The sequence below is a fragment of the Brachyspira pilosicoli P43/6/78 genome, from assembly GCF_000325665.1.
Taxonomy (GTDB): domain Bacteria; phylum Spirochaetota; class Brachyspiria; order Brachyspirales; family Brachyspiraceae; genus Brachyspira; species Brachyspira pilosicoli.
The window spans coordinates 2,018,327-2,039,524 of the sequence record NC_019908.1; the positions used below are offsets into that span (position 1 = coordinate 2,018,327).

Below are 21,198 nucleotides of genomic sequence, written 5' to 3' on the forward strand. Positions count from 1 at the left end.
TTTATTGTTCTTTTTCCCGCAGCTACACACCTAAAGGTACTTCCTTCGGTCGCGGTGTGGACTTCGTTAAGGGCAAAGACATGCAAATATTTAAAATTTAAGTTATTAGAAAATAAAAAATTTTTTAGTATATATATATTATATTTAGGTGCTGCTTATGAAAAACATTCTATTAACCTTTTTATTTAGTTTTTTATTTATAGTAAACTGTAGTGCAAATGAAAAGGAGTTAGAAGAAAATATTATTGAGCCTAATAAACTCACACCATTAGGCACTATAATATTAAACCCTTATGATATAGCTCCATTATCTGCTTCTTATGTTATAAGCAATACAAACAACTATCCAATAACTGTAACTGTTAAAGGGCTATACAATGAACCTGATATAATTCATACATATCCAGCTAATTACGGCAAAGAGTTTGAAATACATGGACTTTTCCCAGAGGCTACAAATACAATTATTATCAATGATGCAGGAAGAGAAATTGTAGAAAATCATTATATAAAAAAGATTTATCATGATGATGTATATATTGATTCAAAATATGCTGTAGAAGTTAATAAACTTACAAACGACGACGGAAATAATCCTGAATTATATTTTATTCAATATTTTAATGGCTGGTATCCTACTGCTACTATAGGTATATCAAAAAATGGTTATGTGAGATATTTTATTAAAGGAGTTACTGCTTCAAAAATCGCTATAGAGGGCAATAAGTTTTTAATATATCCTATGTATGAAGGCAAAATTTATAATATGCTTGGAAAGGAACTTGTAAAATATCCGAGCAATTCTCATCATGACACTATAAAAAAAGATGATAATTATATTTATTTATCTGCAAGCAAATGGGGCGGAGATGATGAGATTACAGAGATTGACTTTTATGGAAATATAGTTAGGAAGATGAGTTTTGCTTCTATTATAAGAGATATAGTAGTTCCTAATAATGATAAAAATGAAATAAGAATATTAAACAGAATAGTGTTTGATGAAAACAATATATTTATAGATGAAAACGGAGAGCAGAAATCTATAGACTGGTTTCATGCTAATTCACTTGTTTATGATAAAGATACTGATATACTTTATATCTCTTCAAGGAATTTAGGAGTATTTGCAATTGATTACAGCGATTGGAAACTTATATGGTGGTTTGCAGATGAAACATTAAACACAAGAACAGGAAATGCATATGGTCAGATTCCTTATAAAGATAATTTAGGAGATTTGCCTTCATTGGATGCATACAGAGTAAAAGGAGATGCACTCACAGATGGACCAAAAAATCAGCATGCATTAATACTTTTAGAAAATGGAAACTTAGGCATGCTTGATAATCAGGGAGATGCCAACAGAAACTCTAAAGGCTCAAGATATGTAGAGTATAATATTACAGGAGAGCATGGTTATTATACTGCGATTAAAACAGATGAGTTTAGAGATGCTTCGCTTTATTCGAGAATTACTTCAGATGCTGACATTAAAGGAAATAATTTACTTTTAACTTATGGAACTATAAGAACTGTATTAGAAGTAGATAAACAAACAAAAGAAGTTTTATTTAAAGCTAAGTTTGATATGCCTAAATCTGAATTATATTACAGAGCAGACAAATTACCTTTATATTATGAAGAGGGAAGAGAGTACTTTGAAGATGCTAATATGAAGAATTAATTATATATGCTTATAGATTTTATAGCCTCTATACATAATTCTTCGTTTTCTTTGCCATTGTATGTAAACCATGCAAGAAGTGCTAGCTTTTTTGAAACTGCTACTACAGTAAATACATAATCATCATTACTCATAGATTTTTTGTATACAGCAGATTTTATATCTTTTATTTTTATATCTGTAAGGTCGCCTTTTTCTTCTTTTGTTACGTCCATCTGTTTTATAACATATTCCATTATAGCGTCAATTTCATCATTTGCAAAAGAATATACCTGCATTGCAATGTATGTATGTATGTTTTTAAACTCTACTAAGGTTTTATCATCTCTGTAAATGTTAAAACTCATAGGAAGAGAAATATTAAATCCGCCTGCTATAGAGTATCTTGCATATTCTTTTCTAAATCCAATATCAGTATTAACCATTTGAATATTATTTTGTTTATTGGATTCTATAAATTTAGCTAAATTATCATCGTCTAAATAGTATGCTATATCAGAAAGTATTTTCCAAGGATATGGCAGTGTTTTATCTTTTTTGTATGCCTCTTGAAAACAGTAAATTATTTTTTTATATACATCTCTCTCTTTATCATCTATAATCTCTCTAAAAGGGAAATAAAGCCATATAATGCTATTTAAACTCTTAAACCAAAAATCAGCATTAATCTCTTCATCATTCCAAATAAAAAACTCTCTTGCAAAATTATATTTATCTTCTAAAGGAGCATTAACTAAATTATTAAACCAAGATTTACCCCAATATCCCAAAGGAGAAAGTGCATAATATTCTTTTTCTATCATAGGGTAATCATAAGGCATAGATATCATAAAGTCTTTAAACTCTTCATTAGCAAGCAAACTCTCTGAATATTCATTTAATGCTGCTGCAAAGAAATTTTTTAATTTATCAAATTTTTTTTCTTTAAAATATCCGCTGTAGTCTTTATATGTTTTATCTTCTTCAAATACAATATCTAATCTTGTTGCAATTCTGCCTAATACAGAAATTATAAATCTATGATACCCAGCACCCAAAATACCGCTATTAATAGTTACATATAATGTGCCTTCTTTATATTCAAAATATACAGGGTCAGAAGCTGGGTGAAAAGAGTATATTAATGTGCTTGAGTTATCTTCATCTAAGATAGAATATTCTGATAGCATTACAAGAGGGTTAATATTTACTTCGTTTAGAGATGATACTATTGATTTAAATAGTCTGTCTTTTGTAGGAAGAGCCCTATTAAATTTAGCACTAAGTAAAAACTCAATATTCATAAAATTTATATGTACATATTATAATATTATATATAATAACATTTTTTATTATTATATCAATATATATTTTGTAGTTGTTTTATACGAAAGCATTTATTATTATATTATTTTTTGTTATTGACAAAGTTAATATTTTGTAGTAGAATAAATTACTATAAAAAGAAAGTAGGAAAATAATGAATAGATTTAAGAAACATAATAAACCTCTTTTCGTTTGGGAGTGTTAAATTATTTATTCATTATTTATATAGTTTAGCAATTTAAAAGCTCCCTTAAAATACGGGGGGCTTTTTTATTTGAATATAATACATAAAAAAATAGGAGCTGATTAAAAATGGAACATTACGGTTTATTTGGTATTATACCTCCGCTTTTGGCTATAATACTCGCCCTTCTTACAAAAGAGGTAATAATCTCTTTAACTGTTGGTATACTTTCCGGTACTTTAATACTTGCACATGGCAACATATTTACTGCTATCACTATATTTACAGATAAAGTTGCTGCTATGACTGGGGACTCTTGGAATGTAAGAATACTTTTGTTTTGTGCTTTGCTTGGTGCATTTGTAAGCATGCTTTCAAAAACAGGTGCTACTAAAGCTTTTGGTTTATGGGCTAGTAAATACCTTAAAACTAAAAAGAGTGTATTAATATTTACTTGGTTTTTTGGACTTATTATATTTATAGACGATTATTTTAATAGTCTTTCTGTGGGTACTGTAATGCGCCCTGCTTTCGATGAAAAAAAGATTTCTAGAGCTAAACTTGCTTATATATTAGATTCTACTGCTGCTCCTGTTTGTATACTTGCACCTATATCTACTTGGGTTGTAACTGTTATGAGCTATATTAGAGATTCTGAGGGGTTTGAATCTTTGAATATGAGTGAGTTTATCTTCTTTATAAAAATGATACCTTATTCGGTTTATCCGCTTTTAGCTTTGGCTTTTGTAGTATTAATTTCACTATTTTTTAAAGATTTCGGACCTATGAAAAGAAGTGAAGATGATGCTGCTAATGGTAAATTATTTAATGAAGATTTATATGGTGCTTGTCCTGGTAATTTAGAGACTATTTCAGGCGACAGTGCTAAATGGTATGACATGGTTATAGCTATAGTAGTATTAATATTGGTTTGTATAGTGATGTTTCCTATTACAACATATATGGGCTTAGTTGGTTCTGATGGTATAGAAACTTTATCACAAGCTTTTAACAGTACTACTATTACAAATGCTTTTATACAAACAGATGCTTCTAAAGCTTTGTTTTATGGAGCAGTTATTTCGCTTATAATAATGTATATTTATTATGTTGCTAGAAGACTATTAAATGTTCGTTCTGCCGGTAATGCTATAATGGAAGGTATAAAATCAATGGTGCCTGCTTTGGTAGTATTAGCTTTGGCTTGGACTATTGGTAATGTTATAAAATCATCTCCAGAAGAAGGCGGTTTAGGTTTAGCTTCTTTCCTATCAGAAGTTGTTAAAGGCGGCGGTTTCCCTCTTTGGCTTCTTCCTGCTATTGGTTATTTGCTTGGCTGTGTTATAGCTTTCTCTACTGGAACAAGCTGGGGTACTTTTGCTATACTTATTCCTATAGTAATACCTATTGCTACAGGTCTTGCTAATGCTAATGGTTATTCTGGAGAACAGCTTTTGAATGTACTTCTTATTAGTGTAGGTTCTTTGGTTTCTGGTGCTGTATTTGGAGACCACTGCTCTCCTATATCTGATACTACTATACTTTCTTCTACTGGAAGTAACTGTCCTTTATTGGAACACGTTAGTACACAGCTTCCTTATGCTAGTTTGGTAGCTATTGCTTCATTTATAGGAGTTATAGTTGGAGGTATTACTTTAAATCCTTTCTTGGCTTTATTAACAGGATTTGTAATAATGTGTATAATGGCTATACTAGCACCAAAATTTTATGATAGAAAAATGATAAAATAATATTAAAAATATTTTATTAATTCTAAAAAGTCTCATAATTTCTTATATTATGAGACTTTTTTTGTTTTTTTCATATTTAATTAATAATATTTAAAGTACTTTATTTCTATATAAAGTAATAGTTTGGTATTTTATTATTGAGTTTTTTATACCTTTTTTATATAATAATTAGAAAATTTTAATAAATTAAGGAAATTTTATGAAAAAAATTTTGGTCGTTTGCCGAACAGGCATGGGAAGTAGTATGCTTCTCAAAATAAAAGTAGAACAGGCTGTATCAGCATTAAATGCAGATGCAGAGGTGTATCATGATGTAACATCAGCTATAGATGGATATAATGATGTTGATATATTAGTTACGATGAAAGATTTAGCTGATGAACTTCAAGGCAGATTCCCTATAGTAATCGGTATAGAATCTATCACAAATAAAGAAGAAATAAAATCTAAAATATCAGAAGCTTTAAGCAAATAAGCATCACAGTAATAACATTATAAGGAGAAAATTCAAATGATTACAGGAATATTAAATTTTATAGTTTATGATTTATTAGGTACTAGTTCTATATTAGTTGGTTTTATAGCTATGTTTGGTCTTATCTTACAAAAGAAGAAATGGGATAAGGTTGTAATCGGTACTATAAAAACAATAGTTGGATTTATAATTTTTAGTGCTGGTTCTTCTTTGGCAACTAGTTCATTAAATTCTTTCCAAACTTTATTTACAAAAGCATTTAATTTGGAAGGAGTATTACCTTTAGCTGAAGCTGTTACAGCATTGGCTCAAAATAAATTTGGACCTATAGTTGCTTTAATAATGGTTACCGGTTTTATAGCTAATTTAATAATAGCTAGATTAACTCCATTTAAATACATATTTTTAACAGGTCAGCACAATTTATATTTAGCAGCACTTTTAACTGTAATATTTAAAGCAAACGGTGTATCTGATGGTCTTACTATAGGATTGGGAGCTATTATATTAGGAGCTTCTGCAGCATTATTCCCTGCTATAGCACAAAGAGGTATGAAGAAAATTACTGGTGAAAATGAGATAGCTATGGGACACTATGTTACATTAGCTTATGCTTTATCATCTTTCATAGGTTCTAAAGTTGGTAAACCAGAAGACAGTACTGAAAAATTAAAATTACCTTCTTGGCTTATGATATTTAAAGATTATGTTGTTTCAGTAGCTTTATCTGTTGCAGTGTTCTATTATATATCAGCATTTATGGCTGGTAAAGCAGAAGTTGAGGCTTTATCTGGAAATGTTAGCTGGATATTATTCCCATTTTTACAATCATTATCATTTGCAGCTTCATTATTTATAATCATCACTGGTGTAAGAATGGTATTAGGTGAAATAGTTTCTGCATTTGTTGGTATTTCTGAAAAACTTATTCCTAATGCAAAACCTGCTTTAGACTGTCCTGTAGTATTCCAGTATGCTCCTACTGCTACTGTTATAGGATTCTTATCTGCTTATATAGGCGGTTTATTATGTATACCTGTATTTATAGCTTTAAAAACACCTGTAATTATACCTGTTGCTGTTCCTTATTTCTTCATAGGTGCTACTGCTGGTGTATTTGGTAATGCTACAGGCGGTTGGAAAGGTGCTATTGCTGGAGGATTTATCACTGGTATACTTATAGCTGTTGGACCTGCTTTAATATACCCTATAATGAGTTCTATAGGTTTAACAGGTACTTCTTTCCCAGAAACAGACTTTGTTAGTGTTGGTTTAATATTAAATGCTATATTAAGCATATTCAATTAATATAAAATAATGTTATAATATATAAAAATAATAAAATAGGAGAAAAATAGATGAGTTCTATAGAAGAATTAGAAAAGAAAGCGAAGAAATGCAGACAAACACTTCTTCAAATGGTTTATGATTCAAAAGGTGTAGCACATTTAGGCGGATCTTTATCTGCTATGGATATGGCTGTTGCTGTGTATGATAAATATATTAATGATTTAAAAGATAGTAATAGATCTCGTTTTGTATTATCTAAAGGACATGTTGTTGTTATGCAATATGCTATATTTGCTAATATGGGTATTATACCTATGGAAGAGCTAAAAACATTAAAGCATGTTAATAGCCATCTTCAAGGACACCCAGATATTAACAAGATACCAGAAACAGAGATGAATACTGGTCTTTTAGGTCAGGGTTTAGCTGTTGCTATGGGTATGGCTTATGCTAGAAAATTAAATAATAACAGCAATAAAATATTTGCTTTATGCGGTGATGCTGAGCTTCATGAAGGTCAAATTTGGGAAACTGTTCAGCAGGCTGCACATTTCAAATTGGATAATTTAGTAGCTATTATAGATAATAACGGACTATCTTCACATGACCCTGTTAATGAAGTTATTAATTTAGGTTCTTTGGAAGATAAGTTTAATAGCTTTAATTGGAATGTAATAACAGTAAAAGACGGAAACAATATGAAAGATGTTGTTGAAGCATTAGACAAATTAGATAAATTAAATGGAAAACCTGTTGCTATTATAATGAAAACAGTAAAAGGTAAAGGTGTTTCTTTCTTAGAAAATAACCCTAATTGCCATTCTGTAACTATAAGTGATAAAGATTTTGAGCAAGTAAAAAAAGATTTAGATATGTAATAAAAAAGGGGAATAATATTTATGATAAACATAGAAAAAAATTCAGCTCCTAGAGCGATAATAGGAAAACATTTAACTAGTTTAATAGAAAAAAATAATAAGATTATAGTTATAGACAATGATTTAGGTACTTCAACATCTTCTTATGATGTAACTAAAACTTTCCCAAAAAATTATTGGGAATTAGGTATTGGTGAGCAAAGTTCTTTGAGTGCTGCTACTGGTTTAGCATTAGAAGGAATGTATCCTGTATATGTTAATTTTGCTATATTTGCTACTGGTACTATATGGACACAAATTAGACAGGCTGCTTATGCTAAAGCTAATCTTAAAATAATAGCTACTCACCCAGGTTTAGATGCTGGTCCAGACGGTGCAAGCCACCAAGCTACACAAGATATGGCTTTAATGCGTTGTGTTCCAAATATGAATGTACTTCTTCCTCTTGATGAAAATGATGTAAAATCTGCTATTACTTATGCTCTTAACAATAAAGGTCTTTATTATGTAAGAGTATCAAGAGAGCCTGTACCTATAATTTATAATTCTCCTGAAGAGGCTAATTTTGATATTACAAATAAAGAAATTGCTAAAACTGGTGATGATGTTGCTTTATTCTTTGACGGTTCTTCTTTTGAACAAGCTATTGCAGCTGCTAACTTATTAGAGAAAAATAATATTACTTATCGTTTAATACATGTTCGTTCTTTAAAGCCATTAGACAGCAAAAACATTATAGAGAATGCTAAACAAGTAAAATGTGTTGTAAGTTTAGAGAACCATAGTGTTATAGGCGGTTTGGGAAGTGCTATAGCTGAGGTGCTTGCTGAGCATAAAGATGTTGCTCCTTTAAAAATAGTTGGATGTCAGGATACTTTCACTGAATCTGGTAAATCTACAGAATTAAAAGCTAAATACGGCGTATCTGGAGAAAATGTTTTAAGCAGAGTAAAAGAAGTAATAAAATAAAATTAATATAAAGGATATATTTTATGTCTGGTTTGGTAGATATGCTAAAAGAACTTGATTCTGTCAAGATTATTGATAATACTAATAATTGGCAGGATGCAGTTGAAGAATGTTTTAAGCCTTTACTAAAAAAAGAGTATATTAATAAAGAGTATATACAAAAGGTTATAGATTCTGGTAAGGAACTTAATTTTTACTATCTTATAGGTAAACATTTAGCTATGCCTCATGCTAAAAGAAGAATCTGGGGTTTTTAAAAATGGCATTACTTTGCTTGTAGTAAAAAATGGAGTTAATTTTGAGAATCATTCTAATAATCCCATTTATTGTTTAATAGGATTAGCTGCTGTGGATAATGATTCGCATATAGAGATTATGTCTGATATATTAGATATATTTGGAAGCGAAGAAGATGGGGTTGTTGCGAATGAATTAAGAAATATGAACTCTGAAGAAGAGATTATTAATTATCTTTTAAATAAAAAATCTAATTAATAAAAAAGGAAGATTTATATGTTAAAATTTATAGCAGCTTGCGGATCCGGTTTAGGATCATCTTTAATGGTTTCTATGAATGTATCTAAAGTTTTAAAAGAACTTGGCATAGAAGCTGAAGTAGAACATAGCGATATATCAAATGCTGTATTTAAAAATGCTGATTATTATGTATTAGGCAGAGATGTTGCAGAGTCATCAGCAGTAAGTTCTATAGATAAAGAAAAAATAATAGTATTACAAAGTATATTAAGTGTAGATGAATTAAGAAACAAAATAAAAGAAAAACTTAATATTCAATAAATAATATTTAGGAGTTTGTATAATGGTATTAAAATTTTTAGTTGACTTACTTAGCCAAGCTTCAATACTTGTAGCTTTATTTACTATGGTAGGTCTTATTCTATTAAAAAAGCCTATTAATGAAATAATAGCAGGTTCTATGAAATCTTTAATAGGTTTTATTTTGCTTGGTGCTGGTGCTACAGTTATTACAACTTCATTAGCTCCTTTTGGAAATATGGTAGAGGTTGCTTTTAATGTTCAAGGTGTTGTGCCAAATAATGAGGCTATAGTATCTTTAGCATTAACAAAGTATGGTACTCAAGTTTCTATGGTTATGATACTTTCTATGATATTCCATATAATCATAGCTAAATTCTCACCATTGAAATTTATATTCTTAACAGGTCACCATATATTCTACATGGGTGTAATGATTACAGTTATATTAGCAGTAGCAGGTTTAAGCGGTGTTACTCTTATAATAGCTGCTTCTTTAATAAATGCTCTTGCTATGAGTATTTCTCCTTTATTAAGCTATTGGGCTATGCCTAAAGTTATAGGAGACAGCACTAGTCAGGTTGCTTTAGGTCACTTCTCTAATGTTACTTATAGTATTTCTGCTCTTATTGGTAAAATAGTGGGAGGAAATTCTCCTTCTGTTGAGGATTTAAAATTACCTAAAGGTTTAAGCTTCATGAGAGACAATATACTTGCTATAGCTTTAACTATGTCTATTATTTATATCATAGTTGCTATTGCTGCAGGAAGTGCTTATATAGAAAAAGAATTATCTAATGGTCAGAATTATTTAGTATTTGCTCTTATACAGGGTGTTACTTTTGCTGCTGGTGTTTCTGTTGTATTATCTGGTGTTAGAATGATATTAGGTGAAATTATTCCTGCTTTCAAAGGTATATCTGAAAAGATTGTTCCTAATGCTATACCTGCTTTGGATTGTCCTGTAGTATTCCCTTATGCTCCTAATGCTGTTTTAATAGGATTTATTACAAGCTTTATAGGCGGATTAGTTGGTTTAGCTATACTTGGTGCTGTAGGCGGCGTTTTAATTATACCTGGTGTTGTACCGCATTTCTTTGTTGGTGCTACTGCTGGTGTATTTGGTAATGCTACTGGCGGAAGAAGAGGCTGTATTATAGGTTCTTTCATTAATGGTCTTCTTCTTGCTTTCCTTCCTATTATATTACTTCCTATACTTGGAGATTTAGGTTTCCAAAATACTACTTTCAGCGATGCTGACTTTGTAGCTGTGGGCGGTATTATAGGATTTATCACTAGCTTGATAAAATAAAAAAATTATATAATTATATAAATAAGGGCATCATAAGTTATTGATGCTCTTTTTTTATATTTTTTACTATATATATTGAAGATTTGTTTTTTATAAGATACAAAAAATTGCTATGTATTGACTTGCAAAGTTAATTATATCATAGTATTATATTAAATAAATATTATGTTAATTGGTGTATAATGGCTACTAAAGATAAAACTATCAAAAAAGAAAAAATCAAAACTTAAAAAATTTTTAATAAGTGCATTTATTATTATACTTTTGATTTCTGCAACTGGCGGTATAATACTTAGTCTTTATGTAGGAAATATATATAAAGACTGGGTTTCTAAGAGAGACCAAAGTATGGCCATGCTTGAGGAATACTATAATATAATAGTAATAAGAGGAAATGAAAAGAGAATAAGATATTTTAACCCTCTAAATCCTTTTGGTGATTCTCCTCCTACAAAGATTTATGATAAAAACAATATACTCATAGGGGAATATATGCCTCCTGCTTATGAGGTTGTAAATGTTGATGATATTAATCCGCTTTTAGAAAAAACGCTTCTTTTAATGGAAGACCAGAAATTTTATTCGCATAAGGGTATAAATTATTTTAGGTCTGCATATTTGGCAATACAAACTGTTTTAACTAGGAAGATAGTAGGCGGAGGTTCAACACTTACACAGCAATTAGCAAAATTGTTATTTACAAAAAGTGAAAGAACAATAGAGAGAAAATTGTTTGAGATGTTTGCGGCAAGAGAGATAGAGGCTAAATATACAAAAAAAGAAATACTTGCTATGTATTTTAATACTGTTTACTTGGGTGATGGAAATTATGGTTTTGAGGCAGCTGCTAATTATTATTTTCAAAAACCTTTAAGGCAATGCAGATTATTAGAGTTTGCCATAATGGTTGGTATGCTTCCAAACCCTACATATTACTCTATAGTAAATAATCCAGACAACAGCAGAAAAAAAGTTGAGCAGATTTTATCAAGACTTGTTAAAAATAAAATTATAGATGAAGAAACTAAAAAGGCAGAATTAGAATTATTTGACCAAAAATATACAAACATAAGCAAGCAGGTAAAAGGTGCTCAGTGGAAAATGACTGTAAACAGAACACCCTATGCTAATGAATATGTAAGACAAGAATTATTAAACTATTTCAATAAAGATGAACTTGCTTTGTCTGGTCTTAAAATATACACAACAATAAATGAAAGATATTACAGAGTGGCAGATGCTGTGATGAAAGAAAAAATAAGAAATCTTCAAGCATCTACTTCCAACAGAAGCTATCAAGGAGCAATGGTTTCTATAGACCCAAAAACAGGCGGTATACTTGTAATGATAGGCGGTGACGGATACACTTTGCAAAATCAGTTTAATAGGGCAGTGCAGGCAAAAAGACAAATAGGAAGTGTAATAAAGCCTTTTATATATTTGTATGCATTTGAAGGAGGTGCTCAGCCTTTTTCTACTATGCTTGATACAAATTACAGCTATCCTCAAGGACCAGGGAAACCTGCATATTCTCCTAGAAACTTTAATAGAAGATATATGGGTGAAATTACTTTAGAAACTGCTTTAACAAAATCTATCAATACAGTTGCTGTTAAATTATTAAATGATATTGGTCTTGCTTATTTTGTTGATCATGCGAGGGAGTTTTTTGGAAATGATGCCTATATACCAAATGCATTATCTATTGGTTTGGGTACTATAGAGATGAGTCCTTTAGATTTGGCTACTGCTTACGGCGGGCTTGCTAATAATGGTACAAGATACAATAATTATATAGTAGATAAAGTAATAGATATAGACGGAAATGAATTAAGTGTAACTGCTCTTGCAGATAGAACTCCTAAAAAAATAAGCTCAACTTCACAGGCATCATATTATTTTTTAAACTCTACTCTTCAAAAAGTAATAGCTCCAGGAGGTACAGCATACAGAAGTGCTAGTACTTATGGTTTTCAAAGTCCTTCATATTCTGCTAAAACAGGTACTACTAGCGAGCATAGAGATAACTGGTTTGTTGCTTATAATGATGAGATTGTAACTGTTGCTTGGATTGGAAGCGACAGAAATGATGTTCTTCCTAATAATGTTACTGGAGGAGCTACTACTGCTTTGGCTACATTTCAATATTTAGATGCAATTACTCCTGTAAATAAAAGAGAGTTTCATTGGAAAGTGCCTGAAGATGTATTTATTGTAGAGATTTGTCAAGATTCTGGACTTCCTAGAAATCATACTTGTGTTAATACTACTCCTCTTACTGTTGGAGGAAATATTGACCTTAGTACTCAATGTAATATTGACCATATAAGAAGCGGTACTAGAAGAAATAATAACAATAATGCAACTAATATGGCAGATGATGAAGAAGAATATTATTATCCTCCATTAGATGAAAATAATAATTATACAAATGAAAACACTAATACAGAAAATAATAATAATATTTATACACTTCCAGAAGAAGTAATATATGATCCTACTGTTGGTAATATAAGAAGCTAAATATTATAACTTGAATGTATTGATATATATTCCTGACTTATATCTGTAAAATAATAGTAGTCTTCAAACTTTGTATTGTATCCGCAATCTAATATAATATGATGTTCGTTTTTATCTTTATTTAAACTATTATTTAATATTTTTAGTTCATCTTGATTTTCGTTTATTTTGCCGTTTTTGTAAATATTAATATTATCTACTGTTATAGACATTTTATCTACATTAACGTTCATATTTCCTATAGTTGATAATAATTTACGATGTTCTATTTCATTAGATATAAATAAAATTTTTACAAGATTAGATTTTGATATTTTGTTTGCTATTTCAAAGGCATCTTTTTGAGTTTTTGCTTTTTTTACAGATACCATAATAGTTTTGCTCATTCCTTCGCCGTCTAATAGTATCATCTTTGATATAACAGCACATATCTCTTCTAATTTTTGCTGAAGCTCTAAAAATAGCTTTTTATTTTTCTCATTAATTTGTTTATTTTCTAATGCTCCATTTGCCATTATCAAAGCCATATCATTAGTAGATGTTTCACCGTCTATTGATATTCTGTTTAATGTATGTTCTACTGCATATTTAAATGCTTTATTTAATGTCTTTTTTTCTACATTCAAATCTGTAAATATAAATAATAATACAGTAGCCATATTAGGGTGAACTATTGAGCTTCCTTTAGCTATTGCCAAAAAGTTTGCTGTTTTATCTTCTATTTGTAATTGGGTTTTATATACTTTATCTATTCTATCTCTAGTTTGAATTGCTTTTATAATATTTTCATCAAAGCCTGTATTAAGTTTAGAATTAGTAATAGCATTTTTTATCTTTTCTACTTCCAGAGGAATACCTATAATGCCTGTAGAAGCCATCATTATATTTTCTTTTTTGCATTTAAAAACATCACTTGAATGTTTAGCTATATCTAAAACATCTTGATAGCCTTTTTTTCCAGTGAGAGAATTAGCAGACTTGCTATTTACTATTAATAATTCAATTTTATTTTTATCATTATTTTTAGAAAATTGTATAGGAGCTGCTTGCAGTTTATTTTGAGTATATAATGCAGATACTGTGCTAGGCAATTCACTTTTTATTATAGCTAAATCATAATCATTGTTTTTTAGACCAGCTTTTATTGCCGCAGAGGAAAATCCCTTAGGCATATTATACATTAAACAAATCCTCCTCTTCAGGATCTGAGTCGTCTTCCACCTTTTTTACTTTTCTGTTTTCGTAATTTATTCTCTTTCTTACAAAAAGCTTAGTGCCTTTAGAATTTTTTCTTTCTTGTATAATACCAAAAGTACCGGAACCTAAATAAACTATTTTATCATTTTCTTCCATCTCTTCTTCATTATTGCTTTTTATCTCTTTTAATATACATTCAAAATGAGCTAGCTTATTTGTAACATTATGCATTATGCCTTCTTCTGGTATATATATAGGTTCATTGCATATAGGACATATTGCTTTTTCTGATTTATCTTTCATCTTATTGCTAAGATAGATTTTTTCATATTCTTCTATAGTTTTTTTATTTCTATATTGATTATGGTTATTTTTTTTTCTGTTGTTGTAAGAATTATTATCTTTCTTTTTTTTGTTGTGAAAATTATTATAGTTATTTTTAAATCTATTATTGTTATTTCTTTCAGCCATTACAAAACCTACAATTACAAGCAATATTAATATTACTGTAATATCAATATTGCTTATATATTATTAATCTTCGTCGTCAAAATCGTCATCATCATAATCTTCATCGTCGTCGAAATCATCATCATCGAAGTCATCATCATCAAAGTCATCGTCAAAATCATCATCAAAGTCTAAATCATCATCATAATCATCATCAAAGTCTTCATCATCATCATAGTATTCATCATCTAAATCTTCATCATCGTCATAATCTTCATCATCATCTAAATCATCGTCAAAATCATCATCGAAATCGTCATCATCATCATAATCATCTTCATCATCATAATCTTCTTCTTCGTCATCATAATCATCATAATCATCATCATCGAAGTCATCATCAAATTTAGCAAAATATCCATTTAACATTTCTATAATATTAAAAAAACTAAGACATTCTAATTTTTCCATATTTACTCCATTTTATCGTAATTTTAAGGCTATCATAATACAATACTTTTTTTTGTCAAGTCATTTTTTATAAATTACAGCATATTATATATGAAGTTTTTTTATATTATTTTTTTATTTAAAAATAAGAATTAAAAATATATATTTCTAAGCCATATAAAAACCCCAAGCATCATATAAATGATACTCGGGGAAAAACTATGATTAAAATATATTAATTAAAAGTTTACAGCATTTCCATAATAAGCTGCTTCTAATACTTTTTTCATATTAGCAACATCAGTCTCTCTTGGGTTAGAGCCTGTACAAGGGTCAGCAACAGCATTTTTAGCTATATCATCGCATTTTTGTTTGAAATGATCTTCAGTAACGCCGTTATCTTTGTAAGTTTGTTTGATGCCTAATTTAACATTTAATTCTTTAACTTTATTTACTAAAGAAGCTGTAAGTTCTGCATCAGTATTTCCAGAAAGTTTAAGCATTCTAGCTATATCAGCAAATCTATCAGCACAAACTTTTGAATTATACTCTATAACATAAGGAAGAAGTATAGCATTACATCTGCCATGTGTGATGTGGAACTCAGCACCTGTTTTGTGAGCTAGACTATGTACTATACCAAGTAAAGCATTAGAGAAAGACATACCAGCTAAACATTGAGCAACATGTAGTTTTGCTCTTCCTTCTTTATCTCCTTTAACAGCTTTTTCTATATTATGAACAATCATATCTATTGCTTTCATAGCTAAAGCATCAGTTATATCAGTTCTAAGTCCTGCTACATAAGCTTCTATAGAGTGAGTTAAAGCGTCCATACCAGTATCAGCAGAAACTGTTTCAGGCATTGTCATAGGAATAGAATAATCAAGTATAGCAATGTCTGGAGTAATTTCAAAGTCTGCTAAAGGGTATTTAATGTTAGTAGAATAGTCTGTGATAACTGAGAAAGCTGTAACTTCTGAAGCTGTACCGCTTGTAGAAGGAATAGCAGCAAATATTGCTTTTTTTCTAAGTTTAGGCATAGTAAAAGGTGTTTTAATATCATCGAATTTCTTTTCAGGATATTCATAGAACACCCACATAGCTTTAGCAGCATCAAGAGCAGAACCGCCTCCTAATGCCACTATTACATCAGGATTAAACTCTCTCATAGCCTCAGCACCCTTATAAACAGTTTCTATAGAAGGGTCTGGCTCAACACCGTCAAAAATTTTAACCTCTAAACCAGTGTCTTTTAATATTTTTTCGCATTTATCAAGAAATCCACCTCTTTTCATAGATGAACCGCCTGTAACTATTATAGCTTTTTTATAACCTTTTAAGTTCTTTAATTCTTCCATAGCGTTATCGCCATAGTATAAATCTCTAGGAATTGTAAATCTTGACATCTTTAATCTCCTAAAATATGTTTTTATTGTACCAAATTATAACATTTATAGAAAACTTGTCAATTATATTATTTTATATTATTCTTTTTTATGATAAAAGGTGTAATAAAAGATAGTAAAGTGTATATAATTATTGCTTATAAAATTATTAATATGCTATATTATTACTAATTCAAAATTGTTAATACTAAAGATTGTAATAAATTAATATCAATATCATTTATTCAAATTTTTCTTTTATGTCTCTTTTATATTTAATTTTAAAATTATTTCTCATTTCTCTGAAAGGTATCCACCAAGATAATTTATCTATAAGTTTATTATGCCCTGCTATTTTAGGATCGTTTTGATCAATTAAGATAATAGCATATTTTAAGCTTTCATCTTTAAAACTTTTAGTTTCTACAAAACATTTCCAAAATTCATAGTAGAATCTATTTTTAAATATTGGCGTATTATGATATAGCGGTTTCACTAAAGTAAAATGTGGAATTATAACATTTTCTATATTATTATTATGTTTTTTAGCTATAGCTGAAGTAAAATTATAATTTTCACTAAAATATTTGATTTTATCTTTAAGTAAATAATTTAATATGTCTTGTTCTAAGAAAAATATTTTTTCATGTGTATTAACATATTCTTCTATCTTTTGAGGAATATTATCTTCATTATATTTTTTAGTATTAAACAATATCAAACCACCATTAAAATAATTAGTATTATATCCTATTCCTAATTTATTTCTGTGACTTTTACTAATATTTAAATCATTAACTCCGCCTATATAATATCCTTCCATATCAGAATCAAAAAATTCTTTTAAACTTCCTAAAACTATCATATCAGAATCTATATATAATACCCTTTCTATATCTTTAAGAATAATTGGTATATCAAGTTTTAAAAAAACATGTACACTCCATTTTCCACCAGATTTATCATTATACCATTTTGTGTATTTTTCCAAATTTATAGGTTTGTGAATTTTTATTTCAAAATCTTTTATTTTTTTTAAATACTCTATTTTTTTTAAAGAATTGTCAGAGAAGTTTAAAGTTATAATATGAAAAATAAACTTTTCATCATCTAAAGAATGTTTTAGTATAGAAACAATCAATGCTTCCATATATGGTGTAAAATTATCATCTGAACAAAGACATATATTATATTCTTTCATAGTAAAATCCTTAAATAAATTATTCTTTTTGAGCAGTAGCATCTTTTAGATTAATACCCATAATAAATAGGAATATAAATCCAACTATAGTAATAGGTACAATACCCATCATATGATAAACTAAAGCATAAGGAGCAGCTACTGTTTTTTCAACACCTATCAATGAAAGCCCAAAAATAATAGCCCATTCAAAAGGTCCTATTCCAGAAGGTGCAGAAGGTACAGCAAAACCAAAGCCTCCAATAGCAAATACAAATAATGCTATTATTGGGGAAGCCTTTATATTAAAAGCTGATAGTAAAAAACCTATAGTAAATATTTGACCTATAAGATAAAGAATTGTATAGAAAAATATTAAAAATATATGTTTAGGGTCATTTTTAAAACCTATACCATCTATAAAATTGCAAGAGAACTCTATTAATTTTGAGCCAATTTTTTGAGGCAGTATTCCAAACACTTTGTGAAAAACTTTATGAGCAAAATCTTTCTGCCATACTAAAAACATTAACACCAAAAAACCAACAATAGATACAACAAATAAAGCAATTGCAGCATAAGTCACAGTTTTTGGCAAATTTGGAATAAATGCCACAGAAATAGTAAGTATAACTCCGCCGGTAATAACATCAAATAATCTCTCTGTAACAACAGAGGCTATTAAAGCAGATTTACTAACATCTTCTTTAATTCCTAATATATAAGCACGTGCAACTTCACCAAGTTTAGCAGGAAGTATATTATTAGCCATAAAACCTATATATGTAGCCATTACTACAGTTCTTTTTTTAATGGGTTTTTTTAAAGGTATAAAACATTCCCATCTTAAACCTCTTAAAGCAATTATAACTACACTGAGTATTAAAGATATAATAAAATATGTTACATTAATATTTTTTACTACTTCAATAGAGCCTTTTATATCAATGCCTCTAAAAGCAAAGTATAAACATGCAATACTTATAATTATACCAATAGTGATATTAATAGCTGTTTTATATTTTTTATACATACGAACTCTCTAAATATTTATTTGTTACCTTACAAAGTTTTTTAATAATGATATAAAGTTTTCAAAATCATCAAGCATCTCTTTAGCTATATTTAAATTGAATTTTTCTAAAGTAGGTATTTTATTAGCATTAAGAATCTCATTTTTAGTGCCGTTATTATAATCTTCTATAACATTTTTTACTATGCTTGTTAAATCTAATACAGAATTGTAGGCATTAATAATAATCTTGTTGCCTTCATCATCTAACTTTTTTACCATAGCTTCTATTAATTCTCTGCTTGTTAAGGCCTTATTTTTTGTAATAGTCCAGCCTTTAAATCTTTTGAAGTTTTCAGATTCTGGGCTTAATTGTGCATCAAAATTAACAATTTCTGTATTAGAATCGTTTAAAGTATAAAATGCATCAAGCCCCATAGAATTTCTTTCTTTATTAACAAAATCTACACCCAAAAACATATCATTTAAAGGAGATTTATATTTTATATCGAATATCTCTACAACAAAAGTTTTTATATACTCTAAAGGCTCTATACAAGTAAAAGTATTGCACTCATATTTTTCTAAAAGCTCATTTTTATCATCATTAATATTACTCATCTTCATTATTTCTATTCCGCTAAAAGTCTTTTCTCTCATAGTGGTAATTTTATTAGCTTTTATTTCTGATACTATTTCATTCATATCTTTTTTTAGATTATTAGTGCAGTCTGTTATGTAGTTTACAAATATATTTACGTTAGATGAGTTTGATGGAGATTTATATGTAAAATCTTTTAGCAGATAAATAATAATATCACTCAATAAATTTGGTGTTTGCAAATATTTTACTCTAGCCAAAAAAGTTTTTATATTATTTTCAGGTATTTCAGGAACACCTATGTATTTTTGAAATATTTTTAAAGCACTAGCCAATTCTTTTCTTATTACTATACTTTTTACAGCTTCATCTAATCTTATTAAGTCATCTACTACCTGAATGTTTGATGTACTTTTGAATGTAGGATTAGAATTATATGCACCATCTACAAAAGAAGGACAAAAAGCTCTTAAAAATAAAAAGAAATCAAAATTTGATATAGCTGCAAAGTCTTTAAGCAAATTAAAAGTTAAATTTATTTCTCTTCCATTATCGCTGCTAATAAACTTTTTAAACTTACTGAAATTATCTTTTACATCATTAAATACGTTATTAATTTTTTCTCCGCTTTTTAATTTTTCTGTCATATATTCTTTGTTAAGCGTGAGATACAAGTTTTTCATTTCATCATTAAATGATACTTCTATTAAATAATATGAAAATTGTTTGCCATCTTTAATAATAAACTCTTCTTTTAAAGAGTGTAATAATGGTCCAATTACTTTATACATATCAAATACAAACTTAGCAAGCGTATCTGTTAGAGCACCTGTTTTTAAATCTACAAAATGATACTTATTATTTTGTATTCTTGCAGCATATTCCTGCAAACGCACTTTTTCTACCAAGCTTGGAGTTCTTATATTAAAGAAATTGTATTTTATATAATCTAAAACATTCATATTATTCTATATACTCCTAATATTCTATTAAATAAAATGTCTATATATAAGAAAATTATTAATCATCAGCGAATAAATCTATAAAAACAATATATAAAGCACAAATTTCATCATTATCATCATAAGCAAAATATGAAGGATAAAAACCATCTCCATATCCGCTTTGAAATAAAACTATATTGTATTTGCTTTCTGGTATATTAAAATTAAGCCAATCACCATATTCACTTTGATATTTAGGATATTTTTTAGCATTATCTTCTAATAGACCTGCAAATAAATCATCATATCTATTATAATCATCTCCCTTTGATTCTATTAATTTATCTTCAAACTTTATAAAATCATTAAGAGCATTATAATCACATATACAAGCCATACCAGCATCCACAGGAAATCCAAAAAAATCTCCATCTTCTACATGTTCTAACTCTTCTACACCAGTTAATGCCAAATCATAATATTTAGGTGCTTTGTCTGATATTTGAAGTTTTACAATAGCGTATCTCTCTTCATCTTCTAAAACACCGGCAAATACTTTATATTTATTGGGTTTTATTTCTTGTATAAATGATAAAGATTCTTCATCTAAATATGCCAATGGGTCGCATACTACAATTTTTCCGCTTTCTATATTAACTTCGCCTAAATCTAATATTTCTAATTTTGCATCATTTATTTCTTTTTTTGTGAATGCTTCTTCTAAATTATCTTGTGCTTTTAGCATATTTTTTATTTTAGAATATTTTTCAAGCCACTCTTTAGAAACTTGCATAGTATCCTCTGTAAACAAAATAATTCTATATA

General features: G+C 28.7%; 20 protein-coding genes. 11 read left to right on the plus strand and 9 right to left on the minus strand.

What is annotated here, in order from left to right; genetic code table 11:
* Window positions 1-157 precede the first annotated feature (157 nt).
* Window positions 158-1,687: an aryl-sulfate sulfotransferase gene (locus BPP43_RS08990; RefSeq protein WP_015274774.1), complete on the plus strand. Its 1,530-nt coding sequence runs from the start codon at window positions 158-160 to the stop codon at window positions 1,685-1,687.
* On the opposite strand, the gene BPP43_RS08995 is transcribed toward BPP43_RS08990, so the two are convergent.
* Window positions 1,684-2,970 carry a hypothetical protein gene (locus BPP43_RS08995; RefSeq protein ID WP_013244034.1) on the minus strand — a complete coding sequence of 429 codons (1,287 nt, stop codon included), beginning with the start codon at window positions 2,968-2,970 and terminating at the stop codon, window positions 1,684-1,686. The genes BPP43_RS08990 and BPP43_RS08995 overlap by 4 nt on opposite strands.
* A 334-nt stretch (window positions 2,971-3,304) precedes the next feature.
* Between BPP43_RS08995 and BPP43_RS09000 the strand changes: the two genes are divergently transcribed.
* From BPP43_RS09000 to BPP43_RS09040, 10 genes are all read left to right on the plus strand, one after another.
* The gene (locus tag BPP43_RS09000) at window positions 3,305-4,927 is read left to right on the plus strand and encodes a Na+/H+ antiporter NhaC family protein (protein WP_015274775.1); all 1,623 of its coding nucleotides are present in this window, start codon (window positions 3,305-3,307) and stop codon (window positions 4,925-4,927) included.
* Between the two features lie 199 nt (window positions 4,928-5,126).
* Window positions 5,127-5,402 carry a PTS sugar transporter subunit IIB gene (locus tag BPP43_RS09005; RefSeq protein WP_014933961.1) on the plus strand — a complete coding sequence of 92 codons (276 nt, stop codon included), beginning with the start codon at window positions 5,127-5,129 and terminating at the stop codon, window positions 5,400-5,402.
* Between the two features lie 36 nt (window positions 5,403-5,438).
* Complete coding sequence (gene ulaA, locus BPP43_RS09010; protein WP_013244031.1) at window positions 5,439-6,710, plus strand: PTS ascorbate transporter subunit IIC; 1,272 nt, start codon at window positions 5,439-5,441, stop codon at window positions 6,708-6,710.
* Window positions 6,711-6,760: 50 nt separating this feature from the next.
* Window positions 6,761-7,570 carry a transketolase gene (locus BPP43_RS09015; protein ID WP_013244030.1) on the plus strand — a complete coding sequence of 270 codons (810 nt, stop codon included), beginning with the start codon at window positions 6,761-6,763 and terminating at the stop codon, window positions 7,568-7,570.
* 21 nt (window positions 7,571-7,591) lie between these two features.
* Window positions 7,592-8,539 carry a transketolase family protein gene (locus BPP43_RS09020; RefSeq protein ID WP_013244029.1) on the plus strand — a complete coding sequence of 316 codons (948 nt, stop codon included), beginning with the start codon at window positions 7,592-7,594 and terminating at the stop codon, window positions 8,537-8,539.
* A 23-nt stretch (window positions 8,540-8,562) separates the two neighbouring features.
* Window positions 8,563-8,796, plus strand: a complete 234-nt coding sequence (locus BPP43_RS12360; protein WP_015274777.1) for a PTS sugar transporter subunit IIA — start codon at window positions 8,563-8,565, stop codon at window positions 8,794-8,796.
* On the plus strand, window positions 8,768-9,034 hold the full coding sequence (locus BPP43_RS12365) for a PTS sugar transporter subunit IIA (RefSeq protein WP_015274778.1): 267 nt from the start codon (window positions 8,768-8,770) through the stop codon (window positions 9,032-9,034). The genes BPP43_RS12360 and BPP43_RS12365 overlap by 29 nt, the downstream gene beginning before the upstream one ends.
* Before the next feature lie 18 nt (window positions 9,035-9,052).
* Window positions 9,053-9,337, plus strand: coding sequence for a PTS sugar transporter subunit IIB (locus tag BPP43_RS09030; RefSeq protein ID WP_014933959.1), 285 nt, complete (start codon window positions 9,053-9,055; stop codon window positions 9,335-9,337).
* 22 nt (window positions 9,338-9,359) lie between these two features.
* Entirely contained in the window at window positions 9,360-10,628 is a 1,269-nt protein-coding gene (gene ulaA / locus BPP43_RS09035) for a PTS ascorbate transporter subunit IIC (protein ID WP_013244026.1), read from the plus strand.
* A 264-nt stretch (window positions 10,629-10,892) separates the two neighbouring features.
* Complete coding sequence (locus BPP43_RS09040) at window positions 10,893-13,151, plus strand: transglycosylase domain-containing protein (protein ID WP_015274779.1); 2,259 nt, start codon at window positions 10,893-10,895, stop codon at window positions 13,149-13,151.
* Here BPP43_RS09040 and BPP43_RS09045 read toward each other — a convergent pair.
* From BPP43_RS09045 to BPP43_RS09080, 8 genes are all read right to left on the minus strand, one after another.
* Window positions 13,148-14,332, minus strand: a complete 1,185-nt coding sequence (locus tag BPP43_RS09045; RefSeq protein ID WP_014935234.1) for a bifunctional ornithine acetyltransferase/N-acetylglutamate synthase — start codon at window positions 14,330-14,332, stop codon at window positions 13,148-13,150. The genes BPP43_RS09040 and BPP43_RS09045 overlap by 4 nt on opposite strands.
* Window positions 14,325-14,819: a hypothetical protein gene (locus BPP43_RS09050; RefSeq protein WP_013244023.1), complete on the minus strand. Its 495-nt coding sequence runs from the start codon at window positions 14,817-14,819 to the stop codon at window positions 14,325-14,327. Before BPP43_RS09050 ends, BPP43_RS09045 begins: the two co-directional genes overlap by 8 nt.
* A 63-nt stretch (window positions 14,820-14,882) precedes the next feature.
* Window positions 14,883-15,269 carry a hypothetical protein gene (locus tag BPP43_RS09055; protein WP_013244022.1) on the minus strand — a complete coding sequence of 129 codons (387 nt, stop codon included), beginning with the start codon at window positions 15,267-15,269 and terminating at the stop codon, window positions 14,883-14,885.
* A 218-nt stretch (window positions 15,270-15,487) separates the two neighbouring features.
* Window positions 15,488-16,657 (minus strand): iron-containing alcohol dehydrogenase, encoded by a 1,170-nt coding sequence (locus BPP43_RS09060; RefSeq protein WP_015274780.1) that lies wholly within the window; start codon window positions 16,655-16,657, stop codon window positions 15,488-15,490.
* A 220-nt stretch (window positions 16,658-16,877) separates the two neighbouring features.
* Entirely contained in the window at window positions 16,878-17,837 is a 960-nt protein-coding gene (locus BPP43_RS09065; protein WP_013244020.1) for a glycosyltransferase family 8 protein, read from the minus strand.
* A gap of 19 nt (window positions 17,838-17,856) precedes the next feature.
* Window positions 17,857-18,849, minus strand: coding sequence for a lysylphosphatidylglycerol synthase transmembrane domain-containing protein (locus BPP43_RS09070; protein ID WP_015274781.1), 993 nt, complete (start codon window positions 18,847-18,849; stop codon window positions 17,857-17,859).
* A gap of 24 nt (window positions 18,850-18,873) precedes the next feature.
* Complete coding sequence (locus BPP43_RS09075; RefSeq protein ID WP_015274782.1) at window positions 18,874-20,391, minus strand: DUF5312 family protein; 1,518 nt, start codon at window positions 20,389-20,391, stop codon at window positions 18,874-18,876.
* A 58-nt stretch (window positions 20,392-20,449) separates the two neighbouring features.
* Complete coding sequence (locus tag BPP43_RS09080) at window positions 20,450-21,166, minus strand: DUF4241 domain-containing protein (protein WP_015274783.1); 717 nt, start codon at window positions 21,164-21,166, stop codon at window positions 20,450-20,452.
* Between the last annotated feature and the right edge of the window lie 32 nt (window positions 21,167-21,198).

Coding starts and splice junctions, on each gene's coding strand:
- BPP43_RS09055 (WP_013244022.1), bottom strand. CDS start 15,269: ATGGAAAAATTAGAATGTCTTAGTTTTTTTAATATTATAGAAATGTTA.
- BPP43_RS09005 (WP_014933961.1), top strand. CDS start 5,127: ATGAAAAAAATTTTGGTCGTTTGCCGAACAGGCATGGGAAGTAGTATG.
- BPP43_RS09045 (WP_014935234.1), bottom strand. CDS start 14,332: ATGTATAATATGCCTAAGGGATTTTCCTCTGCGGCAATAAAAGCTGGT.
- BPP43_RS09075 (WP_015274782.1), bottom strand. CDS start 20,391: ATGAATGTTTTAGATTATATAAAATACAATTTCTTTAATATAAGAACT.
- BPP43_RS09070 (WP_015274781.1), bottom strand. CDS start 18,849: ATGTATAAAAAATATAAAACAGCTATTAATATCACTATTGGTATAATT.
- BPP43_RS09020 (WP_013244029.1), top strand. CDS start 7,592: ATGATAAACATAGAAAAAAATTCAGCTCCTAGAGCGATAATAGGAAAA.
- BPP43_RS09065 (WP_013244020.1), bottom strand. CDS start 17,837: ATGAAAGAATATAATATATGTCTTTGTTCAGATGATAATTTTACACCA.
- ulaA (WP_013244026.1), top strand. CDS start 9,360: ATGGTATTAAAATTTTTAGTTGACTTACTTAGCCAAGCTTCAATACTT.
- BPP43_RS12365 (WP_015274778.1), top strand. CDS start 8,768: ATGCTAAAAGAAGAATCTGGGGTTTTTAAAAATGGCATTACTTTGCTT.
- BPP43_RS08990 (WP_015274774.1), top strand. CDS start 158: ATGAAAAACATTCTATTAACCTTTTTATTTAGTTTTTTATTTATAGTA.
- BPP43_RS12360 (WP_015274777.1), top strand. CDS start 8,563: ATGTCTGGTTTGGTAGATATGCTAAAAGAACTTGATTCTGTCAAGATT.
- BPP43_RS09015 (WP_013244030.1), top strand. CDS start 6,761: ATGAGTTCTATAGAAGAATTAGAAAAGAAAGCGAAGAAATGCAGACAA.
- BPP43_RS09000 (WP_015274775.1), top strand. CDS start 3,305: ATGGAACATTACGGTTTATTTGGTATTATACCTCCGCTTTTGGCTATA.
- BPP43_RS09030 (WP_014933959.1), top strand. CDS start 9,053: ATGTTAAAATTTATAGCAGCTTGCGGATCCGGTTTAGGATCATCTTTA.
- BPP43_RS09060 (WP_015274780.1), bottom strand. CDS start 16,657: ATGTCAAGATTTACAATTCCTAGAGATTTATACTATGGCGATAACGCT.
- ulaA (WP_013244031.1), top strand. CDS start 5,439: ATGATTACAGGAATATTAAATTTTATAGTTTATGATTTATTAGGTACT.
- BPP43_RS09080 (WP_015274783.1), bottom strand. CDS start 21,166: ATGCAAGTTTCTAAAGAGTGGCTTGAAAAATATTCTAAAATAAAAAAT.
- BPP43_RS08995 (WP_013244034.1), bottom strand. CDS start 2,970: ATGAATATTGAGTTTTTACTTAGTGCTAAATTTAATAGGGCTCTTCCT.
- BPP43_RS09050 (WP_013244023.1), bottom strand. CDS start 14,819: ATGGCTGAAAGAAATAACAATAATAGATTTAAAAATAACTATAATAAT.